General features: G+C 59.9%; 17 protein-coding genes. 13 read left to right on the top strand and 4 right to left on the bottom strand.

The window, feature by feature from the left end; translation table 11 throughout:
* The first annotated feature begins 228 nt into the window (after positions 1–228).
* From ACA074_RS25740 to ACA074_RS25730, 3 genes are all read left to right on the top strand, one after another.
* Complete coding sequence (locus ACA074_RS25740) at positions 229–3,681, top strand: alpha/beta fold hydrolase (protein WP_497678013.1); 3,453 nt, start codon at positions 229–231, stop codon at positions 3,679–3,681.
* 208 nt (positions 3,682–3,889) lie between these two features.
* Positions 3,890–5,758 carry a c-type cytochrome gene (locus ACA074_RS25735; RefSeq protein ID WP_401270887.1) on the top strand — a complete coding sequence of 623 codons (1,869 nt, stop codon included), beginning with the start codon at positions 3,890–3,892 and terminating at the stop codon, positions 5,756–5,758.
* A 25-nt stretch (positions 5,759–5,783) separates the two neighbouring features.
* Positions 5,784–7,028, top strand: a complete 1,245-nt coding sequence (locus tag ACA074_RS25730; RefSeq protein WP_401270885.1) for a metallophosphoesterase family protein — start codon at positions 5,784–5,786, stop codon at positions 7,026–7,028.
* Positions 7,029–7,143: 115 nt separating this feature from the next.
* Here ACA074_RS25730 and gbca read toward each other — a convergent pair whose 3' ends face one another.
* Positions 7,144–8,439, bottom strand: coding sequence for a glycine betaine monooxygenase oxygenase subunit (gene gbca / locus ACA074_RS25725; protein ID WP_497615495.1), 1,296 nt, complete (start codon positions 8,437–8,439; stop codon positions 7,144–7,146).
* 295 nt (positions 8,440–8,734) lie between these two features.
* Here gbca and gbcB point away from each other — a divergent pair, with 295 nt between their 5' ends.
* A complete protein-coding gene (gene gbcB, locus ACA074_RS25720; protein ID WP_401270880.1) occupies positions 8,735–9,835 on the top strand; it encodes a glycine betaine monooxygenase reductase subunit in 1,101 nt (366 codons plus the stop codon).
* A 121-nt stretch (positions 9,836–9,956) separates the two neighbouring features.
* Here gbcB and ACA074_RS25715 read toward each other — a convergent pair whose 3' ends face one another.
* The gene (locus tag ACA074_RS25715; RefSeq protein ID WP_497678012.1) at positions 9,957–10,781 is read right to left on the bottom strand and encodes an SDR family oxidoreductase; all 825 of its coding nucleotides are present in this window, start codon (positions 10,779–10,781) and stop codon (positions 9,957–9,959) included.
* Positions 10,782–11,025: 244 nt separating this feature from the next.
* On the bottom strand, positions 11,026–12,066 hold the full coding sequence (locus ACA074_RS25710; RefSeq protein WP_305440202.1) for a threonine aldolase family protein: 1,041 nt from the start codon (positions 12,064–12,066) through the stop codon (positions 11,026–11,028).
* 127 nt (positions 12,067–12,193) lie between these two features.
* On the opposite strand from ACA074_RS25710, the gene ACA074_RS25705 reads away from it, so the two are divergent.
* The 9 genes from ACA074_RS25705 (at position 12,194) to fdhA (ending at position 23,296) form a co-directional block, all read left to right on the top strand.
* Positions 12,194–12,922, top strand: coding sequence for a TraX family protein (locus tag ACA074_RS25705; protein ID WP_401270875.1), 729 nt, complete (start codon positions 12,194–12,196; stop codon positions 12,920–12,922).
* Positions 12,923–13,063: 141 nt separating this feature from the next.
* On the top strand, positions 13,064–14,317 hold the full coding sequence (gene glyA, locus ACA074_RS25700) for a serine hydroxymethyltransferase (protein WP_187679650.1): 1,254 nt from the start codon (positions 13,064–13,066) through the stop codon (positions 14,315–14,317).
* 20 nt (positions 14,318–14,337) lie between these two features.
* Positions 14,338–15,588, top strand: a complete 1,251-nt coding sequence (locus ACA074_RS25695; RefSeq protein ID WP_095187127.1) for a sarcosine oxidase subunit beta — start codon at positions 14,338–14,340, stop codon at positions 15,586–15,588.
* 14 nt (positions 15,589–15,602) lie between these two features.
* Positions 15,603–15,932, top strand: a complete 330-nt coding sequence (locus ACA074_RS25690) for a sarcosine oxidase subunit delta (protein WP_457465923.1) — start codon at positions 15,603–15,605, stop codon at positions 15,930–15,932.
* Positions 15,929–18,946, top strand: a complete 3,018-nt coding sequence (locus ACA074_RS25685; protein ID WP_497678011.1) for a sarcosine oxidase subunit alpha — start codon at positions 15,929–15,931, stop codon at positions 18,944–18,946. Before ACA074_RS25690 ends, ACA074_RS25685 begins: the two co-directional genes overlap by 4 nt.
* 57 nt (positions 18,947–19,003) lie before the next feature.
* Positions 19,004–19,636, top strand: a complete 633-nt coding sequence (locus tag ACA074_RS25680; RefSeq protein WP_497658226.1) for a sarcosine oxidase subunit gamma — start codon at positions 19,004–19,006, stop codon at positions 19,634–19,636.
* Positions 19,637–19,859: 223 nt separating this feature from the next.
* Positions 19,860–20,717 carry a formyltetrahydrofolate deformylase gene (gene purU / locus ACA074_RS25675; RefSeq protein ID WP_187679646.1) on the top strand — a complete coding sequence of 286 codons (858 nt, stop codon included), beginning with the start codon at positions 19,860–19,862 and terminating at the stop codon, positions 20,715–20,717.
* A 270-nt stretch (positions 20,718–20,987) separates the two neighbouring features.
* Complete coding sequence (locus ACA074_RS25670; RefSeq protein WP_497657778.1) at positions 20,988–21,959, top strand: IS110 family RNA-guided transposase; 972 nt, start codon at positions 20,988–20,990, stop codon at positions 21,957–21,959.
* 137 nt (positions 21,960–22,096) lie between these two features.
* Positions 22,097–23,296 (top strand): formaldehyde dehydrogenase, glutathione-independent, encoded by a 1,200-nt coding sequence (gene fdhA / locus ACA074_RS25665; protein ID WP_042561444.1) that lies wholly within the window; start codon positions 22,097–22,099, stop codon positions 23,294–23,296.
* Positions 23,297–23,345: 49 nt separating this feature from the next.
* Here fdhA and ACA074_RS25660 read toward each other — a convergent pair whose 3' ends face one another.
* Complete coding sequence (locus ACA074_RS25660; RefSeq protein WP_489879364.1) at positions 23,346–23,669, bottom strand: hypothetical protein; 324 nt, start codon at positions 23,667–23,669, stop codon at positions 23,346–23,348.
* Positions 23,670–23,764: the final 95 nt, after the last annotated feature.

Genomic DNA, 23,764 nt, shown 5'->3' with positions numbered 1-23,764 from the left:
GTTCTGGGAGAACGCATGATGGATAGCCGTACACACCGCCCCCCACCCCATCCACGCAAGCGCACGCTACGTCGCGCCGCTAATCAGCATGCTCGTCTGTAGCGTGTAAATCCTGCCTCGATTGCTGTGCTGTCGCCGGACTCGCTCCGGAGGCCAGGTGCCCGTTCGCCCATTGATTGCAGGCAACCGCAGAGTTGCCCCCATCTGCCTGATTAGAGGAACCACCTCATGACACGGATCGCAACGCCCATCAGCGAGATCAAGGAACACTACGACGTCATTGTCATTGGCTCCGGTTATGGCGGCGGCATTGCTGCGTCGCGCCTGTCCCGGGCCGGTAAACGCGTGTGCCTGCTGGAACGCGGCCGGGAGATTCAGCCCGGCGAATACCCCAACACCGTGATTGCCGCCACCGAAGAATTGCAGGTGCATGATCCCGACGGCCATATCGGCTCGCGCACTGGATTGTTCGACCTGCATGTCAACGCTCAGCAGAACGTCGTGGTCGGTTGCGGCCTTGGCGGTACTTCGCTGATCAACGCCAACGTCGCCCTGGAGCCGAAGCCCGGCGTGTTCGATGATCCGCGCTGGCCGCAGGCAGTGCGTGAACACCGCGACACCTTGCTCAAGGACGGCTATGCCCGTGCCCGGGAAATGCTCAAGCCCAATCCTTATCCGGACACTGCACCCAATCTGCCCAAGCTCGACGCCAACAAAAAGTCCGCGGAGTACCTCAAGCAAGGCGCGCACTTTTACAAGCCGCCGATCAACGTGACCTTCGACAAGCTGCCCAATAACCTCAATCACGTCGGCGTCGAACAACTGCCGTGCAACCACTGTGGCGACTGCGTGTCGGGCTGTAACAACAAGGCCAAGAACACCACGCTGATGAACTATCTGCCGGACGCCTGGAATCACGGCGCGGAGATTTTCTGTCAGGCCGAAGTGCGGCATCTGGAGCGTGACGGTGACGGCTGGATCGTGCACTTCCAGTATCTGGACAGCGGTCGCGAGAAGTTTTCCGCGCCGACGCTGTTTGTGAAGGCCGACATCGTCGTGGTGTCCGCCGGCACACTGGGCTCCACGGAAATTCTGCTGCGCTCGCGCGACAAAGGGCTGGCGATGTCCGACCAGCTCGGCGAGAACATGAGTGGCAATGGCGATATCCTCGGTTTCGGCCACAACTGCGAGCAGACCATCAACGGCATTGGTTTCGGCGCGAATCCGGCCAAAGAGCTGCACCCGGTCGGCCCGTGCATCACCTCGATCATCGACATGCGCACCGAAGGCGACTGGCGCAGCCGGATGGTCATCGAAGAGGGTTCGATCCCCGGCGCCCTCGGTCGGCCGATGGTGCCGGCGATGGCCGGTTTCGCCGAGATGATCGGGGTGGCCACCGACGACAGTTTCAGCGGCAAGTTGAAATACAAGGAACGCGAACTCGAAAGCTTCCTGCGCGGCCCGTATTACGGCGCGCTGCACAATATGCAGACCTACCTGATCATGAGCCACGACAGCGGCCAGGGGCGGATGGTGCTGGATAACAAGGATCAACTGCGCATCGACTGGCCGGGCGTCGGCGAGCAAGAGAACTTCAAGCTCGGCAATGACCGTCTGCACCAGAGCACCAAGGCGCTCGGTGGTATCTGGGTGGAGAATCCTATCTGGACGAAGCTGCTCAAGCACAGCATCGTCTCGGTGCATCCATTGGGCGGTTGCGTAATGGGTGAGGACGCCGGACAAGGCGTGGTCAATCACAAGGGCCAGGTGTTCAGCGGCGCCAGCGGTACCGACGTTTACGCCAATCTGTACGTGACCGATGGGGCGGTGATTCCGACGTCTTTGGCGGTCAATCCACTGCTGACCATTTCTGCCGTGAGCGAGCGCAACATGGGCCTGCTCGCCGCTGACCGGGGCTGGCAGATCGACTACACGCTGCCCTCGGCACCGCGCAAACAAGTCGCGCCACCGACCCTGGGCGTGCAGTTCACCGAAACCATGAAGGGTTACTTCTCCCGGGCCTTTACCGCCGCACAAAGCACTGACCTGGAGGTCTACGAAGCGGCGGCCAAACGTGGTGAGGCAGACAATTCGCCCATCGACTTCACCCTGACCATCACCGCCAACGACATGAACCGGATGATCAAGGAGCCGGAACACGCCGCGACCATTGTCGGTACGGTGATCGCTCCGGCGTTGTCGCCAAAACCGCTGACGGCCAGCAACGGCGTGTTCAACCTGTTCGAGCAATTCGAGCAACAGGTCGATACGCGGCACATGAAGTACGACATGAAACTGACCGCCGAGGACGGCAGCGATTATTTCTTCAGTGCGTTCAAAACCGTGCCGGAAGACAACGGCGTGCTGAACATCTGGCACGACACCAGCACGCTCTACGTGACGCTGTATCGCGGGCCGGACAAGAGCGGCGAGGTAATCGGTTCGGGGGTGATGCACATCCATCCGACTGATTTCGCCAAGCAGATGACCACCATGACGGTGCTCAACGCCCGCAACGAGCGTGAGCGCATCGAAGGGCTGGCGCGTTTTGGCAAGTTCTTCGCCGGGATTCTCTGGGAAAGTTATGGCGGGGTATTTGCCGGGGATATCTACTTCAACCCTGACGCGCCGCCACGGCTGAAACGGCCGCTGGATGCGCCAATCCCGGCGGTGCATTTCTTTCCCACCGAGGATGGCGTCGAACTGCGCCTGACCCGGTATCAGGCAGGTACGAAAGGCCCGGTGATGCTGGTGCATGGTTTGGGCGTGGGTTCGAATATTTTTTCCACCGACACCATCCAGACCAACCTGCTGGAGTACCTGTGCAAGCACGATTACGACGTGTGGCTGCTGGATTTTCGCGTGAGCATTCTGCTGCCGGCGAGCAAGAAGGAATGGAACGGCGACCAGATTGCCCAGTACGACTTCAAGGCGGCCATCGCGCAGGTCCAGCAGCAAACCAAGGCGAAAGACGTGCAGTGCGTGGTGCATTGCTATGGTGCAACGACGTTCTTCATGTCGCTGCTGGCCGGTTTGCAGGGCGTGCGTTCGGTAGTGTGCTCGCAGATTGCTGCCGACACGGTGGTCGCCACTGCAACCGGGTTAAAGGCCGGTTTGCACCTGCCGGGCATGCTTGACGCCATCGGCGTCAAGTCGATGACCGCTTACGCCGACAGCAAGGAGAACTGGTTCAACAAACTCTACGACAAGGCCCTTAACGGCTACGCGCGTTTCGAAGCTCAGGGCTACTGCACCAACCCGGTGTGCCACCGCATCACCTTTATGTACGCCTCGCTGTACCGCCATGACACCCTCAACGAAACCCTGCACGACAACCTGCATGAGTTGTTCGGTGAGTCGAACATCGAGACCTTCGAGCATCTGGCGCTGATCGTGCGCAAAGGGCACTTGGTGGATTTCAAAGGCAACGATGTATACATGCCGCACTTTGATCGGTTGACCATGCCGATCTGTTTTATCAGCGGTGCTGAAAACCAGTGTTACCTGCCGGAAAGCACGCTTAAAACCTATCAGCGCTTGTGTGACCTGCACGGGCCGGAGCGTTACAGCCGGCAGGTGGTGCCGGGCTACGGCCATATCGATTGCATGTTCGGCAAGAACGCGGTGGTTGATGTGTACCCGATCATCCTTGAACACCTGGAGAAAACTGCCTTGGGTTGACACCTGTCATTGATCTTTTGTGCAGAGAAAGTCCTTTGTGGCGAGGGGATTCATCCCCGATGGGTCGCGCAGCGGCCCCAAATCAGGCCGCGCGGTGTTCCTGACAAACCGCAGGCGATAGTTTGCGACTGCTTCGCAGCCGATCGGGGATAAATCCCCTCGCCACAGGAATGGGTTCGATCCAGTTATGTACAAGGAAATGGATGACATGGACACCTACATCCGCTGGTTTCAGCGCTTCATCTGGCTAGGCATTGCAATGAACATGGTGTTCGCGATCCCCGCGCTGTTTGCGCCGGGGTTGCTGACATCGGTGGTCGGTCTGCCGCCGCAACTCTCCGATCCCTGGCTGGAAAACGCCGGGATGCTGCTCGTGGGTATCAGCGTGTTTTACATGCCCTCGGGCTTCAACGCGCCGCGCTACGTGGTGCATTCCTGGTTGTGCGTACTGACGCGGCTGATCGCCGTGGTGTTCTGGATCTACCTGATCAACACCAGCATTCAAGGCTCGGTATTCGTGCCGATGCTGATGGGCGATCTGAGCTTTTTCCTGATCCTTGGCATTTTGCTGTACCTGGGCACCACTCCCGAGAACCGGCCATGGGCGCTGCTGTGCGATGGCTGGCGCGAATGGCGGGCCGCGTGGGCGCGGCACTGGCAGAGCCACAGCTTCAAGGTCGGCACCTTTATCGTTGTGGCATTGCTGGCGTTCATCGGTTACCAGACCTGGTATCAGATGCTGCGGGTGGTGCCGGAGCAGGAATACGCCTCTGACGAAGACCACTACAAATACGCCGCCATCGGCCTCGGTATCGAAGCGCGAATCCCGTATTACCTGTTCGCCGTGCTGCCGCAGATGTGCCCGGAAAAACTACCGAAGCCCGGCGGCTGGGAAGTCTTCGGGTTTCTCTATGAGAACGGCAAGGACCTGCCGATCGGCATGGCCAAGCGGCAGATCGGCTACCCGACCGTGGAGCCGAACTGCGCGCTGTGCCACACCGGCTCCTACCGGGCAAACGCTAGCGACGTCGCCGTCAACGTGCCGAGTGCGCCGGCCAACACCCTGCAACTGCAAGCCTTTCAGTGGTACGCCTACGATTGCGCCAGCGATCCGAAATTCACCACCGACTCGGTGATGGCGGCGATCAACAGCAAATTCCAGCTGGGTTTTTTCGAACGGCTTTACAACCGCTACCTGATTATCCCGATGGCGAAAAGTGCGCTGCTCAAGCAGAAGCAGGCCTACGCCTGGCAGAAGCTGCGTCCACAACAGGGACCGGGTCGTACCGACACCTTCAACCCGACAAAAATGGTGGTATTCGGCTTCCCGGATGACTCGACCATCGGCACCGTCGACCTGCCACAGGTCTGGAACCAGAAACCGCGGGAATCGATGTACCTGCACTGGGACGGCAATAACAACAAGATCCACGAGCGCAACTACGCCGCCGCCATGGCTGTAGGCGCAACGCCGGAATCGGTACTGCCGCCAAGCTTCAACCGTGTGACCAACTGGTTGCTCGGGCGCAAGCCACCGGCCTGGCCGTGGGCGCTGGATCAGGCCAAGGTCGCTCAGGGCAAACCGATCTGGGACAACAACTGCGCCGGTTGTCATGACTTCGGTCGTGCCGACACCGGGCAAGTCACCACCAACATCGACCAGCTCGGCACCGATCCACATCGGCTGGACTCTTTCACCACGGGGCTGGTGACCGCGTTCCACACCTTCAAGAAACCGCCGTTCGACTTCGGCGCCTACCGCAAGACCCAAAGCTACAGCAACACGCCGACCGACGGCGTCTGGCTGCGCGCGCCCTACCTGCACAACGGCTCGGTACCGACCTTGTGGGACCTGCTGCAACCGCCGGAAAAACGTCCACAGGTGTTTATCACCGGCTCCGACGTCTACGACCCGCTCAATGTCGGGTTTGTCACCAGCGGCGCGCAAGCCAAAGCCTCGGCCGACTTCAAGTACGACACACGACTGGAGGGCAACCACAACAGCGGTCACCTGTATGGCACGACGCTGTCGGACGACGACAAGCGTGCGCTGATCGAATTCATGAAAACCCTGTGAGCCCTTACGGATAGAGGAATACGCCATGTCACTGGTCAGTCATTGGGAACACGAGTACGACAAGGTCAAAGTGCGCATTCACGGCTTGATCACGCGCATGGAAATGGCCTGGATGAAGCTCGTCAGCGAGCTTGAGCCACAGGAGTTTCAGGCGATTATCAAGCTGCTGCAACGCGGGCACGATCAGGCGCATTACGTGTTGAAGAACGGCGAGTTGCCGAGCGACGAACCGAGCGTGCCGTGGGAGTTGTCGCACGGCTTGTCGATCCTGCGCATCGGCAATGCCACGCCATTGCCGCAGTCGAGCGATCAACTGCAAACCCGGGTACTCAAGGACGGCAGTTTGCTCGGGTGTCGCAAGTGGGAACTGCTGGATCTGTTGTGGAGCGAGGCGCTGCTCAAATGGATCGAAAACCTGCGCCATCACGCGACCTTCGGCACCGATCCCGCCGTGGTGCAGATGGAGCGCGACGTAACCCTGGCGATTGCCGGCGACTGGGGCACCGGGCCGTTCGACAGCCATGCGCCGGCGGTATCGGTGGCCAACCAGATGCAACTGGCCCAGGCCGATTTCACTATTCACTTGGGCGATGTGTATTACGCCGGCAGCCACTCGCAGGAAGACGTCGACATGGCTGGCTGGCCGATGGGCACGCATGGCTCATTCACGCTCAACTCCAACCACGAGATGTACAGCGGCGCCCACGGCTATTTCAAGGAACTGGCCAAGCGTTTTCCGGGACAGCAGGGCACTAGCTATTTCGCGTTGATCAACGATGACTGGCTGGTGGTCGGGCTGGATTCGGCTTATGCGTCGGATGCGCTGAACCTGTACATGGACGGTACCTTGAATGAGCCGCAGATCGAATGGATGAAGGCACTGCCCAAGCGCAAAAAAATCATGGTGCTCAGTCATCACCAGGGCTTCGATATTTCCGGGCATAACAAGACTGCGCTGTATCAACCGGTGTGCGATGCACTGGGGCGTGAGCCGGATTATTGGTACTGGGGGCATCTGCATAACGGCATTGTTTACGCGCAGCAGGGCGGATTGCAGGCGCGCTGTGCCGGGCATGGGGCGATTCCGTATGGCAACGCCAGTGAGCTGGACGGGCATTCGCGGGTGCTGTGGTCGGAGACGCAGAGTGCGAAGGACCCGGCATATCCGGATCGGGTGTTGAACGGGTACGCGAAAATCAGGTTGGTGGGGGAGGAGATTTTTGAGGAGTTTATTGGTGAGGATGGCAGTGTGAGGTGGTCATCCAAGTGATGCGATGGCTGTTCTGACGCCATAGCTGGCAAGCCAGCTCCCACAGGTTTTGAGGTGATCACAACATTTGTGTACACCGCAGTACCCTGTGGGAGCTGGCTTGCCAGCGATGCTTTTAGCCTTGGACGGGCACACCTTTGAGGTAAGGGGCTGGCTCGGCGCCGAGGTTGTTCAGCAGGCGCTCGCTGTACCAATCCACAAAGTTCACCACGCCAAACTCATAAGTCTTCGAGTACGGCCCAGGCTGGTATGCCGTGGAGTTGATCCCACGCTGGTTCTCTTCGGCCAAGCGACGATCCTGATCGTTGGTCGCGTCCCACACCTGGCGCATACGCTCGACGTCGTAATCCACGCCTTCCACTGCATCCTTGTGCACCAGCCACTTGGTGGTGACCATGGTTTCCTGGGCGCTGATCGGCCACACGGTGAAGACGATGATGTGATCGCCCATGCAGTGGTTCCACGAGTGCGGCAGGTGCAGGATGCGCATCGAACCCAGGTCCGGATTCTTGATCCGGCCCATCAGTTTGGCGCAGCCCTGTTTGCCGTCGAGGGTCATCGAAACGGTGCCCTTGAGCAGCGGCATACGCACAATGCGGTTACGCAGGCCGAAACTGGCGTGGGCGTAAGGAATCTTCTCGGCTTCCCAGGCAGCGGCGGAGGCGGCGACGTGATCCTTGAACGCCTGATCGGCGCGCGGGTCGGTAACGTCGTCCCATTCCAGCAGGGTTTTCAGCAGTTCCGGGTGTGAGGCGTTGCAGTGGTAGCACTCGCGGTTGTTTTCCAGCACCAGTTTCCAGTTGGCCTTTTCCATCAAGGTAGTGGTGATCGCCACCTTGGTGTTCTCCATGTCGTACGGTTCCATGTAGTGGTTCAGCGTCGACAGGAAGTCATCGATGGCCGGCGGGCTCTCCGCCAGGCTGATAAAGATGTAGCCGCCGGCGGTTTTCACGTTCACCGGTTTGAGGCCGTACTCCTTCATGTCGAAGTCGGCGCCCATTTCGGTGCCGGCGAACAACAGGCGACCGTCCAGCTCATACGTCCACTGGTGGTAGTGGCAGACCAGTTTGGCGACCTTGCCCTTGTCGCTGGTGCACAGGCGCGAGCCACGGTGACGGCAGACGTTGTGGAAGGCATGGACGACGCCGTCGGCGCCACGAATGACGATAATCGGGTTCTTGCCGATCTGCAGGGTGATGTAGTTGCCCTTGGCCGGGATCTCGCAGGTCATGCCGGCGATCAACCACTCTTTCTGGAAGATCTCCTGCATGTCGATATCGAACAGCCGCTCGTCGCTGTAGAACGGTTGCGGCAGCGAGAAAGTGCGCTCACGCTCCTGCAGCATCTGTGCGGTGGCCTTGCGTGCGGGTTCCAGCGGATCGCCCAGGCTGATTTTTGCGGTGACGTCCATCGATGTGATCCTCATGGCCATCTGCGTGGCCGGCGAAAGTGGCTAATCAGGTGTGCTGTAAACGGTTGCTACGCAAGGTGTAAAGAATTCGTCTTGGTGTGAGGCGAGTGTGGGGCCGGCGCAGGCGGGAACCTTATCCATGGGCGACATGATGCAATCTGTTCCCGACGCGCAACCCCCGGCGGTTGGGGGCTGGTCGCGATAAGTATGTCAATGTCGCGGATAGGTAAACGGGCGGTTCGCGCTATACGCAGAATCGCCGACATGAGGCCGACAGTCGGCCGTGGAGAACAGCATGTCCAACAGCTTCCTGAATCCGGTCACCACCCAGACCTGGGCCAATGGCCGACACATCGTCCGTTGCGTCAAAGTCATCCAGGAAACCTGGGACGTGCGCACCTTCTGCTTTATGGCCGACCAGCCGATCCTGTTCTTCTTCAAGCCCGGGCAATTCGTGACACTGGAGCTGGAGATCGAAGGCCAGCCGATCATGCGCTCCTACACGATCTCCAGTTCGCCGTCGGTGCCGTACAGCTTTTCGGTGACGATCAAACGCGTGCCGGGCGGCAAGGTGTCCAACTGGTTGCACGACACGCTGCATGAAGGCCAGGAATTGGCCGTGCACGGGCCGGTCGGGCTGTTTAACGGTATCGACTTCCCGAGTCCTAAAGTCCTCTACCTCAGCGGCGGCGTCGGCATCACCCCGTGCATGTCGATGGCGCGCTGGTTCTACGACACCAACGCTAACGTCGACATGACGTTTATCCACAGCGCCCGTTCGCCGAAAGACATCATTTACCACCGCGAGCTTGAACACATGGCGTCGCGGATCGACAACTTCAGCCTGCACCTGATCTGCGAGAAGCATGGTCTGGGCGAGCCGTGGGCCGGGTATCGCGGCTATCTGAACCACAAGATGCTGGAACTGATGGTTCCGGACTTTCTGGAGCGCGAAGTGTTCTGCTGCGGGCCGACGCCGTACATGACGGCGGTCAAGCGCTTGCTGGAAAACGCTGGCTACGACATGTCGCGTTATCACGAAGAGTCGTTCGGTGCGACGCCACCCGAAGCGCGGGCTGATGCAGTCGAGCAAGCCGAACAGGCCGCCGACGCACCGGAAATCGATGCGGCGGATCTGCATCAGGTGGAATTCACCTCGTCCGGCAAGAGCATTCGTGTGGCACCGGGCGAGACCGTGCATGCGGCGGCGGCCAAGCTGGGCTTGATGATCCCGAAAGCCTGCGGCATGGGGATTTGCGGGACGTGCAAAGTGCTCAAGCTGGGGGGCGAGGTGGAGATGGAGCACAACGGCGGGATTACCGAGGACGACGAGGCGGAGGGTTTCATCCTGTCGTGCTGCAGCGTGCCCAAAGGCGACGTGCGCATCGAGTTCTAAAGATTGGCGCAACTCCAATGTGGGAGCGAGCCTGCTCGCGAATGCGGTGTGTCATTCAGCATCTGCGTTGTCTGACACGGCCTATTCGCGAGCAGGCTCGCTCCCACGGAGGTTGTGTATTTCAATCTACAAACAGGTCGGGCATCAGGGTTGCGTCGCTGTCCGGCTCGAAGCGGTAATGATCGAATTCAGTCACGCCCTGTTCACGCAAAATCTCCTCATCAATCAGTAACCGCCCAGTAATCCGCCGTCCGCTGCTGCTCAAAATCACATGCGCCGCATCCGCCATGATCGAAGGCGTACGCGCATGCTTGAACGACTCGCGATTACCCAGCTGAAACTCGATCGCCGCCGTGGCAATCATCGTCTGCGGCCACAGCGAATTGACGCTGATGCCGTAATTGGCGAATTCCTCACTCATCCCCAGCGTCAGCATGCTCATGCCGTACTTGGTCACGGTGTAAGGGCTGTACTGGGCGAACCACTTGGTCGCCAGATTCAGTGGCGGTGACAGATTGAGAATGTGCCCGGCGGATTTCTTCAGATAGGGCAGGGCAGCCTGACTGCACAGCAGCACGGCGCGGGTGTTGATCTGGTGCATCAGGTCGAAACGCTTGAGTTCGATGTGTTGCACGCCGGTAAGTTTGATCGCCCCGGCGTTGTTCACCAAGGCATCGATGCCGCCGAAGTGCTCGTTGGCCTGAGCCAGCGCCTGGCGTACGGCGTCTTCATCACGCACATCCACTTGCAGGGCCAGAGCCTTTCCGCCCGCCGCCTCGACTTCCGCCGCGACGCTGTGAATGGTCCCGGGTAATTTGGCGTGAGGTTCGGCGCTCTTCGCCGCAATCACGATGTTGGCCCCATCCCTGGCGGCGCGCAGCGCAATCTCACGGCCGATGCCACGGCTGGCGCCAGTGATGAACAGGGTTTTTCCTTGTAGCGACATGCCGATGCTCCTGCTTGTTGTTATGTGAGCGGAGGCTCGACAAACAATGTAGACCAAGCAGAAAACGCGGTAGGTGGGGTGTAGCTTTGTGGCGAGGGGATTTATCCCCGATGGCCTGCGCAGCAGGCCTAAAGTCTGAATCCAGTCGCTGTCAGACAGAAACTCAATGGCAGGTTTTGGGGCTGCTGCGCAGCCCATCGGGGATAAATCCCCTCACCACAGGGGATCTTATCGGCTCAAGGGATCAGTTGGACATGACTTCGCGGATATCGCGCGCCAGTTCGCGTACGCGTTCTTCTTCGGTGTCCCACGAGCACATGAAGCGTGCGCCGCCCTTGCCGATGAAGGTGTAGAAACGCCAGTTTTTCGCGGTCAGGGCCGCGATGGCCGGTTCCGAGAGTTGCAGGAACACGCCGTTGGCTTGCACCGGGAACATCAGCTCAACGCCGGGAATGTCGCTGACCAGTTCCGCCAGCAACTGCGCGCAGTGGTTGGCGTGGCGGGCGTATTTGAGCCAGGCGTCGTTTTCGAGGATGCCGACCCACGGCGCCGACAGAAAGCGCATTTTCGACGCCAGTTGCCCGGCCTGTTTGCAGCGGTAGTCGAAGTCTTCGGCCAGTTTGTGGTTGAAGAACAGGATCGCTTCACCCACCGCCATGCCGTTTTTTGTACCGCCGAAGCACAGCACGTCGACGCCGGCCTTCCAGGTCAGGTCGGCCGGCGAGCAGCCGAGGAACGCGCAGGCATTGGAGAAACGCGCGCCGTCCATGTGCAGGTGCAGGCCCAGCTCCTTGCAGGTGGCGCTGATGGCGCGGACTTCTTCCGGGGTGTAGACGCTGCCGACTTCGGTGGCTTGGGTCAGGGTGACCACGCGCGGTTTAGGGTAGTGAATGTCCTGGCGCTTGAGCGCGACTTCGCGGATCGATTCCGGTGTGATCTTGCCGTTCTCGGTACGGGCGATCAGCAGTTTCGAGCCGTTGGAGAAGAATTCCGGCGCGCCGCATTCGTCGGTTTCGACGTGGGCGGTTTCCGAGCAGATCACGCTGTGGTAACTCTGGCACAGCGACGACAGGGCCAGCGAGTTGGCGGCGGTGCCGTTGAAGGCGAAGAACACTTCGCAGTCGGTTTCGAACAGGTTGCGGAAATGATCAGCGGCGCGCGCTGTCCATTCATCGTCGCCGTAAGCGCGTTGGTGGCCGTGATTGGCCTGTTCCATGGCGGCCCAGGCTTCAGGGCAGATACCGGAGTAGTTGTCGCTGGCGAATTGTTGGCTCTTGTCGGTCATGGCCGGCTTCCGTGGTCGAGTCGCTTGTGGCGACTCGTTGGTCAATGATGGTGCGCACTTTACCGAAGATCATCCGGGGAGCACACGGGATGTCGCTGGCAGAACTCTACAAGGACACGGGCCGATTATGCACCTGAGAAAACGCGACGGCGCGCTGGATCTGCTCAAGTGGCTGGCGCTGCTGAGCATGTTGCTCGATCACCTGCGATATGTCGGCTACTCCGCCGATTGGTTGTATGTGCCGGGGCGGTTGGCGTTTCCGTGGTTCTGTCTGGCGATGGCGGCGAATCTTTCGCGTGACGGAGCGCGCCAGACTGAGTGGCGCTATTTGGGGTGGTTGGTGGTTTTCAGCGCCGTCAGCGAAATTCCCTATCGGATGTACATTCCTGATCCCGATACGTTAAACGTGATGCCGACGCTGGCGCTGGGTTTGCTGGTGGCGCGGGGCTGGCAGGATGGAGCGCTGGTTTCGCGACTGCTCGGCGCCACGAGCCTGCTGCTGGCAGCGCTGTATTCGGAGCGACTGATGTTCGGTTTCTTCGGTGTTTTGTTGCCGTTAGCGATTCTGCTGGTGATTCGTCGTCCGTGGTATTTCGCTGTGTTGCCGGGGCTGGTGTGCCTGGCGGCGAATCAATGGCGGGTGTTGCTCGAATCGGCGCAGTTCGGTAACGAGTTGGCAGTCTTGGGCCTCATCACCTGCCTGATTGCGCCATGGCTGGGGATGCTCCTGTTGCGACATGCCCGAACCTTCCAGCCGCCACCGATGAGGCGCTGGGCCTACGCCCTCTATCCCGCGCATTTCCTGATACTGCTCGCTCTACGTATGACCCTACAGGGGACTGTGTTCTCCGGGTGATTTCCCGCCATGTCGTAAACGCACCTTTGCGTGGCGTCCGTAGGCATTTGAGCTGTCTGCACCGGTCATACCATCGCATCAAAGGGCACGCAGGTGCCTGACCGAGACGAATGGCGCACCGCCGCCGCTGGGAGAGACGCGATGTTCAGCAAGCAAGACCAGATCCAGGGTTACGACGATGCACTGCTGGCGGCGATGAATGCCGAGGAGCAACGTCAGGAAGATCACATCGAGCTGATCGCGTCGGAGAACTACACCAGCAAACGCGTGATGCAAGCGCAGGGCAGCGGCCTCACCAACAAATACGCCGAAGGTTATCCGGGCAAGCGCTACTACGGTGGCTGCGAGCATGTGGATAAAGTCGAAGCGCTGGCCATCGAACGCGCCAAGCAACTGTTCGGCGCCGATTACGCCAACGTCCAGCCGCACTCCGGTTCTTCGGCCAACAGTGCCGTGTATCTGGCGCTGATCCAGCCGGGCGACACCATCCTCGGCATGAGCCTGGCCCACGGCGGTCACTTGACCCACGGCGCCAAAGTGTCGTCCTCGGGCAAGCTCTACAACGCGGTGCAGTACGGCATCGACACCAAGACCGGGCTGATCGATTACGACGAAGTCGAGCGTCTGGCCGTCGAGTGCAAACCGAAAATGATCGTTGCCGGTTTCTCGGCGTACTCCAAGACTCTGGATTTCCCACGCTTCCGTCAGATCGCCGACAAGGTCGGTGCGCTGTTGTTCGTCGACATGGCCCACGTCGCGGGTCTGGTTGCTGCCGGTCTCTATCCGAACCCGCTGCCGTACGCTGACGTGGTCACCACCACCACGCACAAAACCCTGCGCGGCCCACGTGGCGGGTTGATCCTGGCCAAGTCCAACGAAGAGATCGAGAAGAAACTCAACTCTGCCGTATTCCCCGGCGCTCAGGGCGGCCCGCTGATGCACGTCATCGCCGGTAAAGCCGTGTGCTTCAAGGAAGCGCTGGAGCCGGGTTTCAAGGCTTATCAGCAGCAAGTGATCGACAACGCCCAGGCCATGGCGAGCGTATTTATCAAACGTGGCTACGATGTAGTGTCCGGCGGTACCGACAACCACCTGTTCCTGGTCAGCCTGATCCGTCAGGGCCTGACCGGCAAAGACGCCGACGCCGCCCTCGGCCGCGCGCACATCACCGTCAACAAGAACGCCGTGCCGAACGATCCGCAGTCGCCGTTCGTGACGTCCGGCCTGCGCATCGGCACCCCGGCGGTGACTACGCGCGGCTTCAAAGTGACCCAGTGCGTGACGCTGGCCGGCTGGATCTGCGACATCCTCGACAACCTCGGCGATGCCGATGTCGAGGCCAATGTCGCCCAGCAGGTTTCGGCCCTGTGCGCAGACTTCCCGGTTTATCGCTGAGCGTTCTGGAGTAAATGACTATGCAACGCTATTCGGGCTTCGGCCTCTTCAAACACTCCCTCAGCCACCACGAAAACTGGCAGCGCATGTGGCGCACGCCCACGCCGAAAAAGGTCTACGACGTGGTCATCGTCGGCGGCGGCGGGCACGGTCTGGCGACGGCCTACTATCTGGCGAAAGAGCACGGCATCACCAACGTCGCCGTGGTCGAGAAAGGCTGGCTGGGCGGCGGTAACACCGCGCGCAACACCACCATCGTCCGCTCCAACTACCTGTGGGATGAGTCGGCGCACCTGTACGAACACGCGATGAAATTGTGGGAAGGCCTGTCGCAGGATCTGAACTACAACGTGATGTTCTCCCAGCGTGGCGTCTACAACCTCTGCCACACCCTGCAGGACATCCGTGATTCCGAGCGTCGGGTCAGCGCCAACCGCCTCAACGGCGTCGATGGCGAACTGCTCAACGCTCAGCAAGTCGCCGACGAGATTCCGTACCTCGACTGCTCGAAGAACACCCGTTACCCGGTGCTGGGCGCAACCGTTCAGCGTCGCGGCGGCGTGGCCCGTCACGATGCCGTGGCGTGGGGCTTTGCCCGTGCCGCCGACGCCCTTGGTGTGGACTTGATCCAGCAGACCGAAGTGATCGGTTTCCGCAAGGAAAACGGCGTGTGCATTGGCGTTGAAACCAACAAGGGCTTCATCGGCGCCAAGCGCGTCGGTGTGGTCACGGCCGGTAACTCCGGGCACATGGCCAAACTCGCCGGTTTCCGTCTGCCGATCGAATCCCACCCGCTGCAAGCGCTGGTGTCCGAGCCGATCAAACCGATTATCGACAGCGTGATCATGTCCAACGCCGTGCACGGCTACATCAGCCAGTCCGACAAGGGCGATCTGGTGATCGGCGCCGGTATCGACGGCTACAACGGCTACGGCCAGCGCGGTTCGTACCCGGTGATCGAGCACACCATCCAGGCCATCGTCGAGATGTTCCCGGTGCTGTCGCGAGTACGCATGAACCGTCAGTGGGGCGGCATCGTCGACACCACGCCGGACGCCTGCCCGATCATTTCGAAAACCCCGGTACCGAACATGTTCTTCAACTGCGGTTGGGGCACCGGCGGCTTCAAGGCCACACCTGGCTCGGGCAACGTGTTTGCCGCGAGTCTGGCCAAGGGTGAAATGCACCCATTGGCTGCACCTTTCTCCATCGACCGTTTCCACAACGGTGCGTTGATCGATGAACACGGCGCTGCTGCGGTTGCCCACTAACAGGAGAAATCCCCATGTTGCATATCTTCTGTCCTCACTGCGGCGAGTTGCGCTCCGAAGAGGAATTCCACGCATCCGGTCAGGCGCACATTCCGCGTCCGCTCGACCCTGGCGCCTGCACTGATGAAGAGTGGGGCGACTACATGTTCTTCCGCGACAACCCGCGCGGTCTGCACCACGAGCTGTGGGATCACGTCGCCGGCTGCCGTCAGTACTTCAACGTCACCCGCGACACCGTGACCTACGAGATTCTCGAAACCTACAAGATCGGCACCAAGCCGCAATTCACCGACAAGGCTGATGCTGCGAAAACAGCCACGACGGCGCTGGGAGAGAAGGTATGAGCCAGACCAATCGCCTGTCCAACGGTGGACGGATCGACCGCAACAAAGTGCTGAGCTTCACCTTCAACGGTCAGACCTACAAAGGCTTCGAGGGTGACTCGCTGGCCGCTGCGCTGATCGCCAACGGCGTCGACATCATCGGCCGCAGCTTCAAGTATTCGCGTCCACGCGGCATCTTCGCCGCTGGCGCCGAAGAGCCGAACGCCGTGCTGCAGATTGGCGCGACCGAAGCCACGCAGATCCCCAACGTGCGCGCCACGCAACAGGCGCTGTACCAAGGCCTGGTCGCCACCAGCACCAACGGCTGGCCGAACGTCAACAACGACATGATGGGCATTCTCGGCAAGGTCGGCGGCAAGCTGATGCCGCCGGGTTTCTACTACAAAACCTTCATGTACCCGCAATCGTTCTGGATGACTTACGAGAAGTACATTCGTAAGGCTGCCGGTTTGGGCCGTTCGCCGACCGAAGTCGATCCGGACACCTACGACTACATGAACCAGCACTGCGACGTGCTGATCGTCGGCGCCGGCCCTGCCGGTCTCGCCGCCGCTCTGGCGGCCGCGCGCAGCGGTGCCCGGGTGATTCTGGCTGACGAGCAGGAAGAGTTCGGCGGCAGCCTGCTTGATTCCCGCGAAAGCCTCGACGGCAAACCGGCGATGGATTGGGTTGCCAGTGTCATCGCTGAATTGAAGGACACGCCGGACGTGTTGCTGTTGCCGCGCGCCACGGTCAACGGCTACCACGACCACAACTTCCTGACCATTCACGAACGCCTCACCGATCACCTCGGCGACCGCGCACCGATCGGTCAGGTACGTCAGCGCATTCACCGTGTCCGCGCCAAGCGTGTGGTGCTGGCCACCGGCGCTTGCGAGCGTCCGCTGGTCTACGGCAACAACGACGTGCCGGGCAACATGCTCGCCGGTGCGGTCTCGACTTACGTGCGCCGTTACGGCGTGGCGCCGGGTAAAAAACTGGTGCTGTCGACCAACAACGATCACGCCTATCGCGTGGCTTTGGATTGGCTCGACGCCAGTCTGCAAGTGGTGGCCATCGCCGATGCGCGCAGCAATCCGCGCGGTGCATTGGTCGAAGAAGCCCGCGCCAAAGGCATCCGCATCCTCACCGGCAGTGCCGTGATCGAGGCCCGTGGCAGCAAGCGGGTTACCGCTGCCCGCGTCGCCGCGATTGATGTGAAGGCGCACGCCGTGACCAGCCCGGGCGAATGGCTCGACTGCGATGTGGTCGCGACTTCCGGTGGTTACAGCCCGGTGGTTCACCTGGCCTCGCACTTGGGCGGCAAGCCGACCTGGCGCGAAGACATCCTCGGTTTCATCCCGGGCGAAGCCCCGCAGAAACGCGTGTGCGTCGGTGGCATCAACGGCGTTTACGGTCTCGGCGATTCGCTGGCCGATGGTTTTGAAGGTGGCGTGCGCGCTGCCAGTGAAGCCGGCTTCGCGGCGGTCGAAGGCACGCTGCCGAAAGCCCTGAGCCGTCTCGAAGAGCCGACGCTGGCGCTGTTCCAGGTGCCGCATGAGAAGGGCACTGCCCGCGCGCCGAAGCAATTCGTTGACCTGCAAAACGACGTCACCGCCGCCGCCATAGAACTGGCGACCCGTGAAGGTTTCGAGTCGGTCGAGCACGTCAAACGCTACACCGCACTGGGCTTCGGCACCGATCAGGGCAAGCTCGGCAACGTCAACGGCTTGGCCATCGCCGCCCGTTCGCTGAACGTGACCATCCCGCAGATGGGCACCACGATGTTCCGTCCGAACTACACGCCGGTGACGTTCGGCGCCGTGGCCGGCCGGCATTGCGGGCACATCTTTGAGCCGGTTCGTTACACCGCGCTGCATCAATGGCACCTGAAAAACGGCGCCGAGTTTGAAGACGTCGGCCAGTGGAAACGTCCATGGTACTTCCCGAAAAACGGTGAAGACCTGCACGCTGCCGTGAAGCGCGAATGCAAAGCCGTGCGCGACAGCGTCGGCCTGCTCGACGCCTCGACCCTGGGCAAGATCGACATTCAAGGCCCGGATGCCCGCGAGTTCCTCAACCGCGTGTACACCAACGCCTGGACCAAGCTCGACGTGGGCAAGGCCCGTTATGGCCTGATGTGCAAAGAAGACGGCATGGTCTTCGACGACGGTGTGACGGCTTGCTTGGCCGACAACCATTTCGTCATGACCACCACCACCGGCGGCGCGGCGCGCGTGCTGCAATGGCTGGAGCTGTACCACCAGACCGAATGGCCGGACATGAAGGTGTACTTCACTTCCGTGACCGACCACTGGGCGACCATGACCCTGTCCGGCCCGAACAGCCGCAAGCTGCTCAGCGCTGTGACCGACATCGACCTGAGCAACGAAGCCTTCCCGTTCATGACCTGGAAAGAAGGTCTGGTTGGCGGTGTGCCGGCGCGGGTTTTCCGCATCTCGTTTACCGGTGAGCTGTCGTACGAAGTCAACGTGCAGGCCGACTATGCGATGGGCGTACTGGAGAAAATCGTCGAGGCCGGCAAGCAGTACAACCTGACCCCGTACGGCACTGAAACCATGCACGTTCTGCGCGCCGAGAAAGGTTTCATCATCGTCGGTCAGGATACTGACGGCTCAATGACCCCGGACGATCTGAACATGGGTTGGTGCGTCGGTCGCACCAAACCGTTCTCGTGGATCGGCCAGCGCGGCATGAACCGTGAAGATTGTGTGCGTGATCAGCGCAAACAGTTGGTAGGCCTGAAGCCGATCGATCCGACTAAATGGCTACCGGAAGGTGCGCAGTTGGTGTTCAACACCAAACAGGCGATCCCGATGACGATGGTCGGCCACGTGACTTCCAGCTACGCGCACAACTCCCTCGGTTATTCGTTTGCCATGGGCGTGGTGAAGGGCGGCTTGAAGCGCATGGGTGAGCGGGTGTTCGCACCGCTGGCCGATGGCAGCGTGATCGAGGCAGAGATTGTTTCTTCGGTGTTCTTCGATCCGAAGGGTGATCGCCAGAACATCTGACACTAATCGTTCCCACGCAGAGCGTGGGAACGATCAAGAATTCAGCAAAGGTGCTTTATGACCACAGCCAACGTGTACCAACAACGCCCGACCACCGGTGCCCGTGCCGAGTCGTCGCTGCACCATGCCGACCTCGCCAGTCTGGTCGGCAAGGGCCGCAAGAATGCCGGCGTGATCGTGCGTGAGAAAAAATTACTGGGCCACCTGACCATCCGTGGCGATGGTCACGAAGCAGCATTCGCCGCTGGCGTGCACAAGGCCCTGGGCATTGAACTGCCCGGCGCCCTGAGCGTGATCGTCAAAGGTGAAACCAGCCTGCAATGGATGGGCCCGGATGAGTGGCTGCTGATCGTGCCGAGCGGCGAAGAACTCGCCGCCGAGCAGAAGCTGCGTGAAGCGCTGGGTGATCTGCACATCGCGATCGTCAACGTCAGCGGCGGCCAGCAAGTGCTTGAACTGAGCGGGCCGAATGTGCGTCAGGTATTGATGAAGTCCACCAGCTACGACGTGCACCCGAACAACTTCCCGGTCGGCAAAGCCGTGGGCACGGTGTTCGCCAAGTCGCAGCTGATGATTCGTCATACCGCTGAGGACACTTGGGAGCTGCTGATCCGTCGCAGCTTCTCGGATTACTGGTGGTTGTGGTTGCAGGATGCTTCGGCTGAATACGGGTTGAGCGTGCAGGCCTGACACTGAATTGCCGTCGTGCGTGCTTCTGTGGTGAGGGGATTTATCCCCGACGGGGGGCGAAGCCGCCCCAAACCAGCCACAGTGTTTATCAGGTAGATCGAATACACAGGTTTTACGACTGCTTCGCAGCCGATCGGGGATAAATCCCCTCACCACAAAAGCAGTTCAGCATAGCCACAGAGTTCACTCTGCTCACAGATGTTGAAACAGGAGTCACCGCACCATGAGCCGCGCCCCAGACACATGGATTCTGACCGCCGACTGCCCCAGCGTTCTCGGCACCGTGGACGCGGTGACGCGTTTTCTGTTCGAGCAGGGTTGCTACGTCACCGAGCACCATTCCTTCGATGACCGCCTCTCCGGGCGTTTTTTCATTCGTGTGGAATTCCGCCAGCCCGACGGTTTCGACGAACAATCCTTCCGCGCCGGCCTCGCCGAACGTGGCCAGGCCTTCGGCATGATCTTCGAGCTGACCGCGCCGAACTACCGGCCAAAAGTGGTGATCATGGTCTCCAAGGCCGATCACTGCCTCAACGACTTGCTCTACCGCCAGCGTATCGGCCAGTTGTCGATGGACGTGGCGGCGGTGGTCTCCAATCACCCGGACCTCAAGCCGTTGGCCGACTGGCATCAGATTCCCTACTACCATTTCCCCCTCGATCCCAACGACAAACCGTCGCAGGAGCGTCGGGTCTTGCAGGTGATCGAAGAGTCTGGCGCCGAACTGGTGATTCTCGCCCGCTACATGCAGGTGCTGTCGCCGGAGCTGTGCCGCAAGCTCGATGGCAAGGCGATCAACATTCATCACTCGCTGCTGCCGGGCTTCAAGGGCGCCAAGCCGTATCACCAGGCCTATAACAAGGGCGTGAAACTGGTGGGTGCGACCGCGCATTACATCAACAACGACCTCGATGAAGGGCCGATCATTGCCCAGGGTGTCGAGGCGGTGGATCACAGTCACTACCCGGAAGATTTGATTGCCAAAGGACGGGATATCGAAGGCCTGACCTTGGCCCGCGCCGTTGGCTATCACATTGAGCGCAGGGTGTTTCTCAACGCCAATCGCACGGTCGTTCTTTAGATAGCTAAAAGATCGCAGCCTTCGGCAGCTCCTTGTATCTCGACTATCGCTCCGTCAGGAGCGATAGTTCTCGACTGATCATCGAGGGAGGGACTTGGAAGCCGTGCAGCTCCTTAGGCTTTTTGCCTGTGATGTAGATCGTGCTCCAGCCCTCCACACTCACTCGTATAGTTCGAACGGTATCTTGGGCCCGTCTCTGGCGAGAGCCCGCATTCGCAAGGTTGGACAGAGTGCAGTGATGATCGAAAACGGATTAATGGAGAAACGGTCATGTCCAATTTCGTCGGCGTCGATGTCGCTAAAAATACCTTTGATATTGCCACTCACCTGCCAAACGGCAAGCACAAAACCAAGGCCAAACTGGCTAACGACTCAAAAGGTTTCAAAGAGTTTGACGCCTGGCTGAACAAGCAGGTCGAGCCTACAGCTCTGATCGTGATGGAAGCCACCAGCGTTTATCACCTGGAACTTGCCGAGTTCGTCTACAACAAGGGTTACCGGGTCTGCGTCGTCAATCCGGCTACGACCCACGCTTACGCCGACAGCGAGCTGCGCCGGATCAAAACCGACAAAAGCGACGCCAAATTGATCGCTGACTTTGCTCGGGAAAAGGCTGAAAAGCTTCAGCTTTGGGCTCCAGAGCCGCTGAAATATCGTCAGCTAAAGGCGATGGTACGTCGCTTGGATGACCTTCAGGAAATGGAGCAAATGGAGCTCAATCGCCTGGATGTATCCGACGAAAAGGTCAAAGACTCGATCAACTCTGTGCTGCGTCACATCGAGAAAGAGATCGTTGAAACTCACAAATCAATCAAAAAACACATCGACGATGATCCAGACATGCGCCAAATGCGCGACTTGATCGTGACCATCGACGGTATCGGCCAGAAAACCCTTGAGCGGCTGCTGGCCGAGTTGGGCGACCTGCGTAAATATGACGACCCTCGCAAGCTGGTCGCTGCCGCCGGGTTGAACCCAAAGCTGCAGGACTCGGGAAAATTCAAAGGCAGAACAGTGATTTCGAGGATCGGATCGGCTCGCGTTCGGGCGGGTCTATACATGCCTGGGTTGGTTGCACTGAAGCACAACAAGGCAATCATCGCCATGAAGGACCGCTTGAAGGCCAACGGCAAGGCCCCCAAGCAAATCATCTGTGCAGCGATGCGCAAACTCCTACATTTTGTCTACGCCGTTCTTAAATCGGGCCAGCCATTTGACCCGAAAATTGCCCTTGCCCGATGAGGGGCAAGACGGTATCTACAGGGGGATGCGATTCATGTAGGAGCTGCCGAAGGCTGCGATCTTTTGATTTACCGAGCATTTAACGCGCTGCCTGCCTGGGCAACGCGGTTTCATAAAAACAACAGCGAGGTGAAAGCATGTCTGGCAATCGTGGTGTGGTGTATCTCGGCGCTGGCAAGGTCGAAGTACAGAAAATCGACTATCCGAAAATGCAGGACCCGCGCGGTCGCAAGATCGAGCACGGGGTCATTCTCAAAGTGGTTTCCACCAACATCTGCGGCTCCGACCAACACATGGTGCGCGGTCGTACCACGGCGCAGACCGGTCTGGTGCTGGGCCACGAGATCACCGGCGAGGTGATTGAAAAAGGCTCCGACGTCGAGAACCTGAAAATCGGCGATCTGGTCTCCGTACCGTTCAACGTGGCTTGCGGGCGCTGCCGTTCCTGCAAAGAACAACACACCGGCGTCTGCCTGACCGTCAACCCGGCCCGTGCCGGTGGCGCTTACGGTTACGTCGACATGGGCGACTGGACCGGTGGCCAAGCCGAATACGTGCTGGTGCCGTACGCCGATTTCAACCTGCTGAAACTGCCGGATCGCGACAAGGCCATGGAGAAAATTCGCGACCTGACCTGCCTCTCCGACATTCTGCCGACCGGTTATCACGGTGCGGTGACTGCGGGCGTTGGCCCGGGCAGCACCGTTTACATTGCCGGCGCCGGCCCGGTCGGCCTGGCCGCCGCCGCTTCGGCGCGTCTGTTGGGCGCTGCGGTGGTGATCGTCGGCGACGTCAACACCATCCGCCTGGCCCACGCCAAGGCGCAGGGTTTTGAAATTGTCGACCTGTCCAAAGACACCCCACTGCACGAACAGATCGCCGCACTGCTGGGCGAGCCGGAAGTGGACTGTGCGGTGGATTGCGTAGGCTTCGAAGCGCGCGGCCACGGCCACGACGGGGTGAAATCCGAAGCCCCGGCTACCGTACTCAACTCGCTGATGGGCGTGGTGCGCGTAGCTGGCAAGATCGGCATTCCGGGCCTGTACGTCACCGAAGACCCGGGCGCCGTGGACGCCGCTGCGAAAATGGGCAGCCTGAGCATCCGCTTCGGTCTGGGCTGGGCCAAATCCCACAGCTTCCACACTGGGCAAACGCCAGTGATGAAGTACAACCGCCAGCTGATGCAGGCGATCATGTGGGATCGCATCAACATCGCTGAAGTGGTCGGCGTGCAAGTCATCAGCCTCGATCAGGCGCCAGAAGGGTATGGCGAGTTCGATGCGGGCGTGCCGAAGAAGTTTGTGATTGATCCGCACAAGTTGTTTAGTGCGGCGTAGGTTTCACCCCTATAAGAAGGGCAGCCCTCGGGTTGCCCTTTTTTGTTTGTTATTTCGCTACCTCGAACGCGCATTTGCGGGCATCACCGTCCTTGACAGAACAGTCATCGCCGCTCCAATTCGCAGGGATGGTCGCTTTTACCGGAGTATCGTTTCTGTAACCGATCGAGGCGGCGATGTCGTCCTTGCCTTCAAATCGGCAGATAACAACTGAATTGGAACTGTCTTTGTCTTTAAGGCGTGCAGAGGTGAAGGTTAGATCTTCGGCGTCTTGAGAATGGGTCACCGAGAGAGTCGGGCACGTTGCTGCATAGGCGGTGCTCATCATAGCCGCCGAAACCAGGACACCTGCGACAATTTTCAACTTCATCATTTGTACTCCGTTACGTAATGGGAGCACCAATGTTGGCGCTGTAGGGGACTGGCGCCAACTGTCAGATCTGACAGTTCTTTAGCTTTTTTTGAGAT

It is taken from the genome of Pseudomonas sp. LBUM1655, from assembly GCF_059716085.1.
Note: the sequence above shows the minus strand (reverse complement) of the source record. Positions and strands in the feature narration are given on the sequence as shown.

Coding starts and splice junctions, on each gene's coding strand:
- ACA074_RS25740 (WP_497678013.1), top strand. CDS start 229: ATGACACGGATCGCAACGCCCATCAGCGAGATCAAGGAACACTACGAC.
- ACA074_RS25735 (WP_401270887.1), top strand. CDS start 3,890: ATGGACACCTACATCCGCTGGTTTCAGCGCTTCATCTGGCTAGGCATT.
- ACA074_RS25730 (WP_401270885.1), top strand. CDS start 5,784: ATGTCACTGGTCAGTCATTGGGAACACGAGTACGACAAGGTCAAAGTG.
- gbca (WP_497615495.1), bottom strand. CDS start 8,439: ATGGACGTCACCGCAAAAATCAGCCTGGGCGATCCGCTGGAACCCGCA.
- gbcB (WP_401270880.1), top strand. CDS start 8,735: ATGTCCAACAGCTTCCTGAATCCGGTCACCACCCAGACCTGGGCCAAT.
- ACA074_RS25715 (WP_497678012.1), bottom strand. CDS start 10,781: ATGTCGCTACAAGGAAAAACCCTGTTCATCACTGGCGCCAGCCGTGGC.
- ACA074_RS25710 (WP_305440202.1), bottom strand. CDS start 12,066: ATGACCGACAAGAGCCAACAATTCGCCAGCGACAACTACTCCGGTATC.
- ACA074_RS25705 (WP_401270875.1), top strand. CDS start 12,194: ATGCACCTGAGAAAACGCGACGGCGCGCTGGATCTGCTCAAGTGGCTG.
- glyA (WP_187679650.1), top strand. CDS start 13,064: ATGTTCAGCAAGCAAGACCAGATCCAGGGTTACGACGATGCACTGCTG.
- ACA074_RS25695 (WP_095187127.1), top strand. CDS start 14,338: ATGCAACGCTATTCGGGCTTCGGCCTCTTCAAACACTCCCTCAGCCAC.
- ACA074_RS25690 (WP_457465923.1), top strand. CDS start 15,603: ATGTTGCATATCTTCTGTCCTCACTGCGGCGAGTTGCGCTCCGAAGAG.
- ACA074_RS25685 (WP_497678011.1), top strand. CDS start 15,929: ATGAGCCAGACCAATCGCCTGTCCAACGGTGGACGGATCGACCGCAAC.
- ACA074_RS25680 (WP_497658226.1), top strand. CDS start 19,004: ATGACCACAGCCAACGTGTACCAACAACGCCCGACCACCGGTGCCCGT.
- purU (WP_187679646.1), top strand. CDS start 19,860: ATGAGCCGCGCCCCAGACACATGGATTCTGACCGCCGACTGCCCCAGC.
- ACA074_RS25670 (WP_497657778.1), top strand. CDS start 20,988: ATGTCCAATTTCGTCGGCGTCGATGTCGCTAAAAATACCTTTGATATT.
- fdhA (WP_042561444.1), top strand. CDS start 22,097: ATGTCTGGCAATCGTGGTGTGGTGTATCTCGGCGCTGGCAAGGTCGAA.
- ACA074_RS25660 (WP_489879364.1), bottom strand. CDS start 23,669: ATGATGAAGTTGAAAATTGTCGCAGGTGTCCTGGTTTCGGCGGCTATG.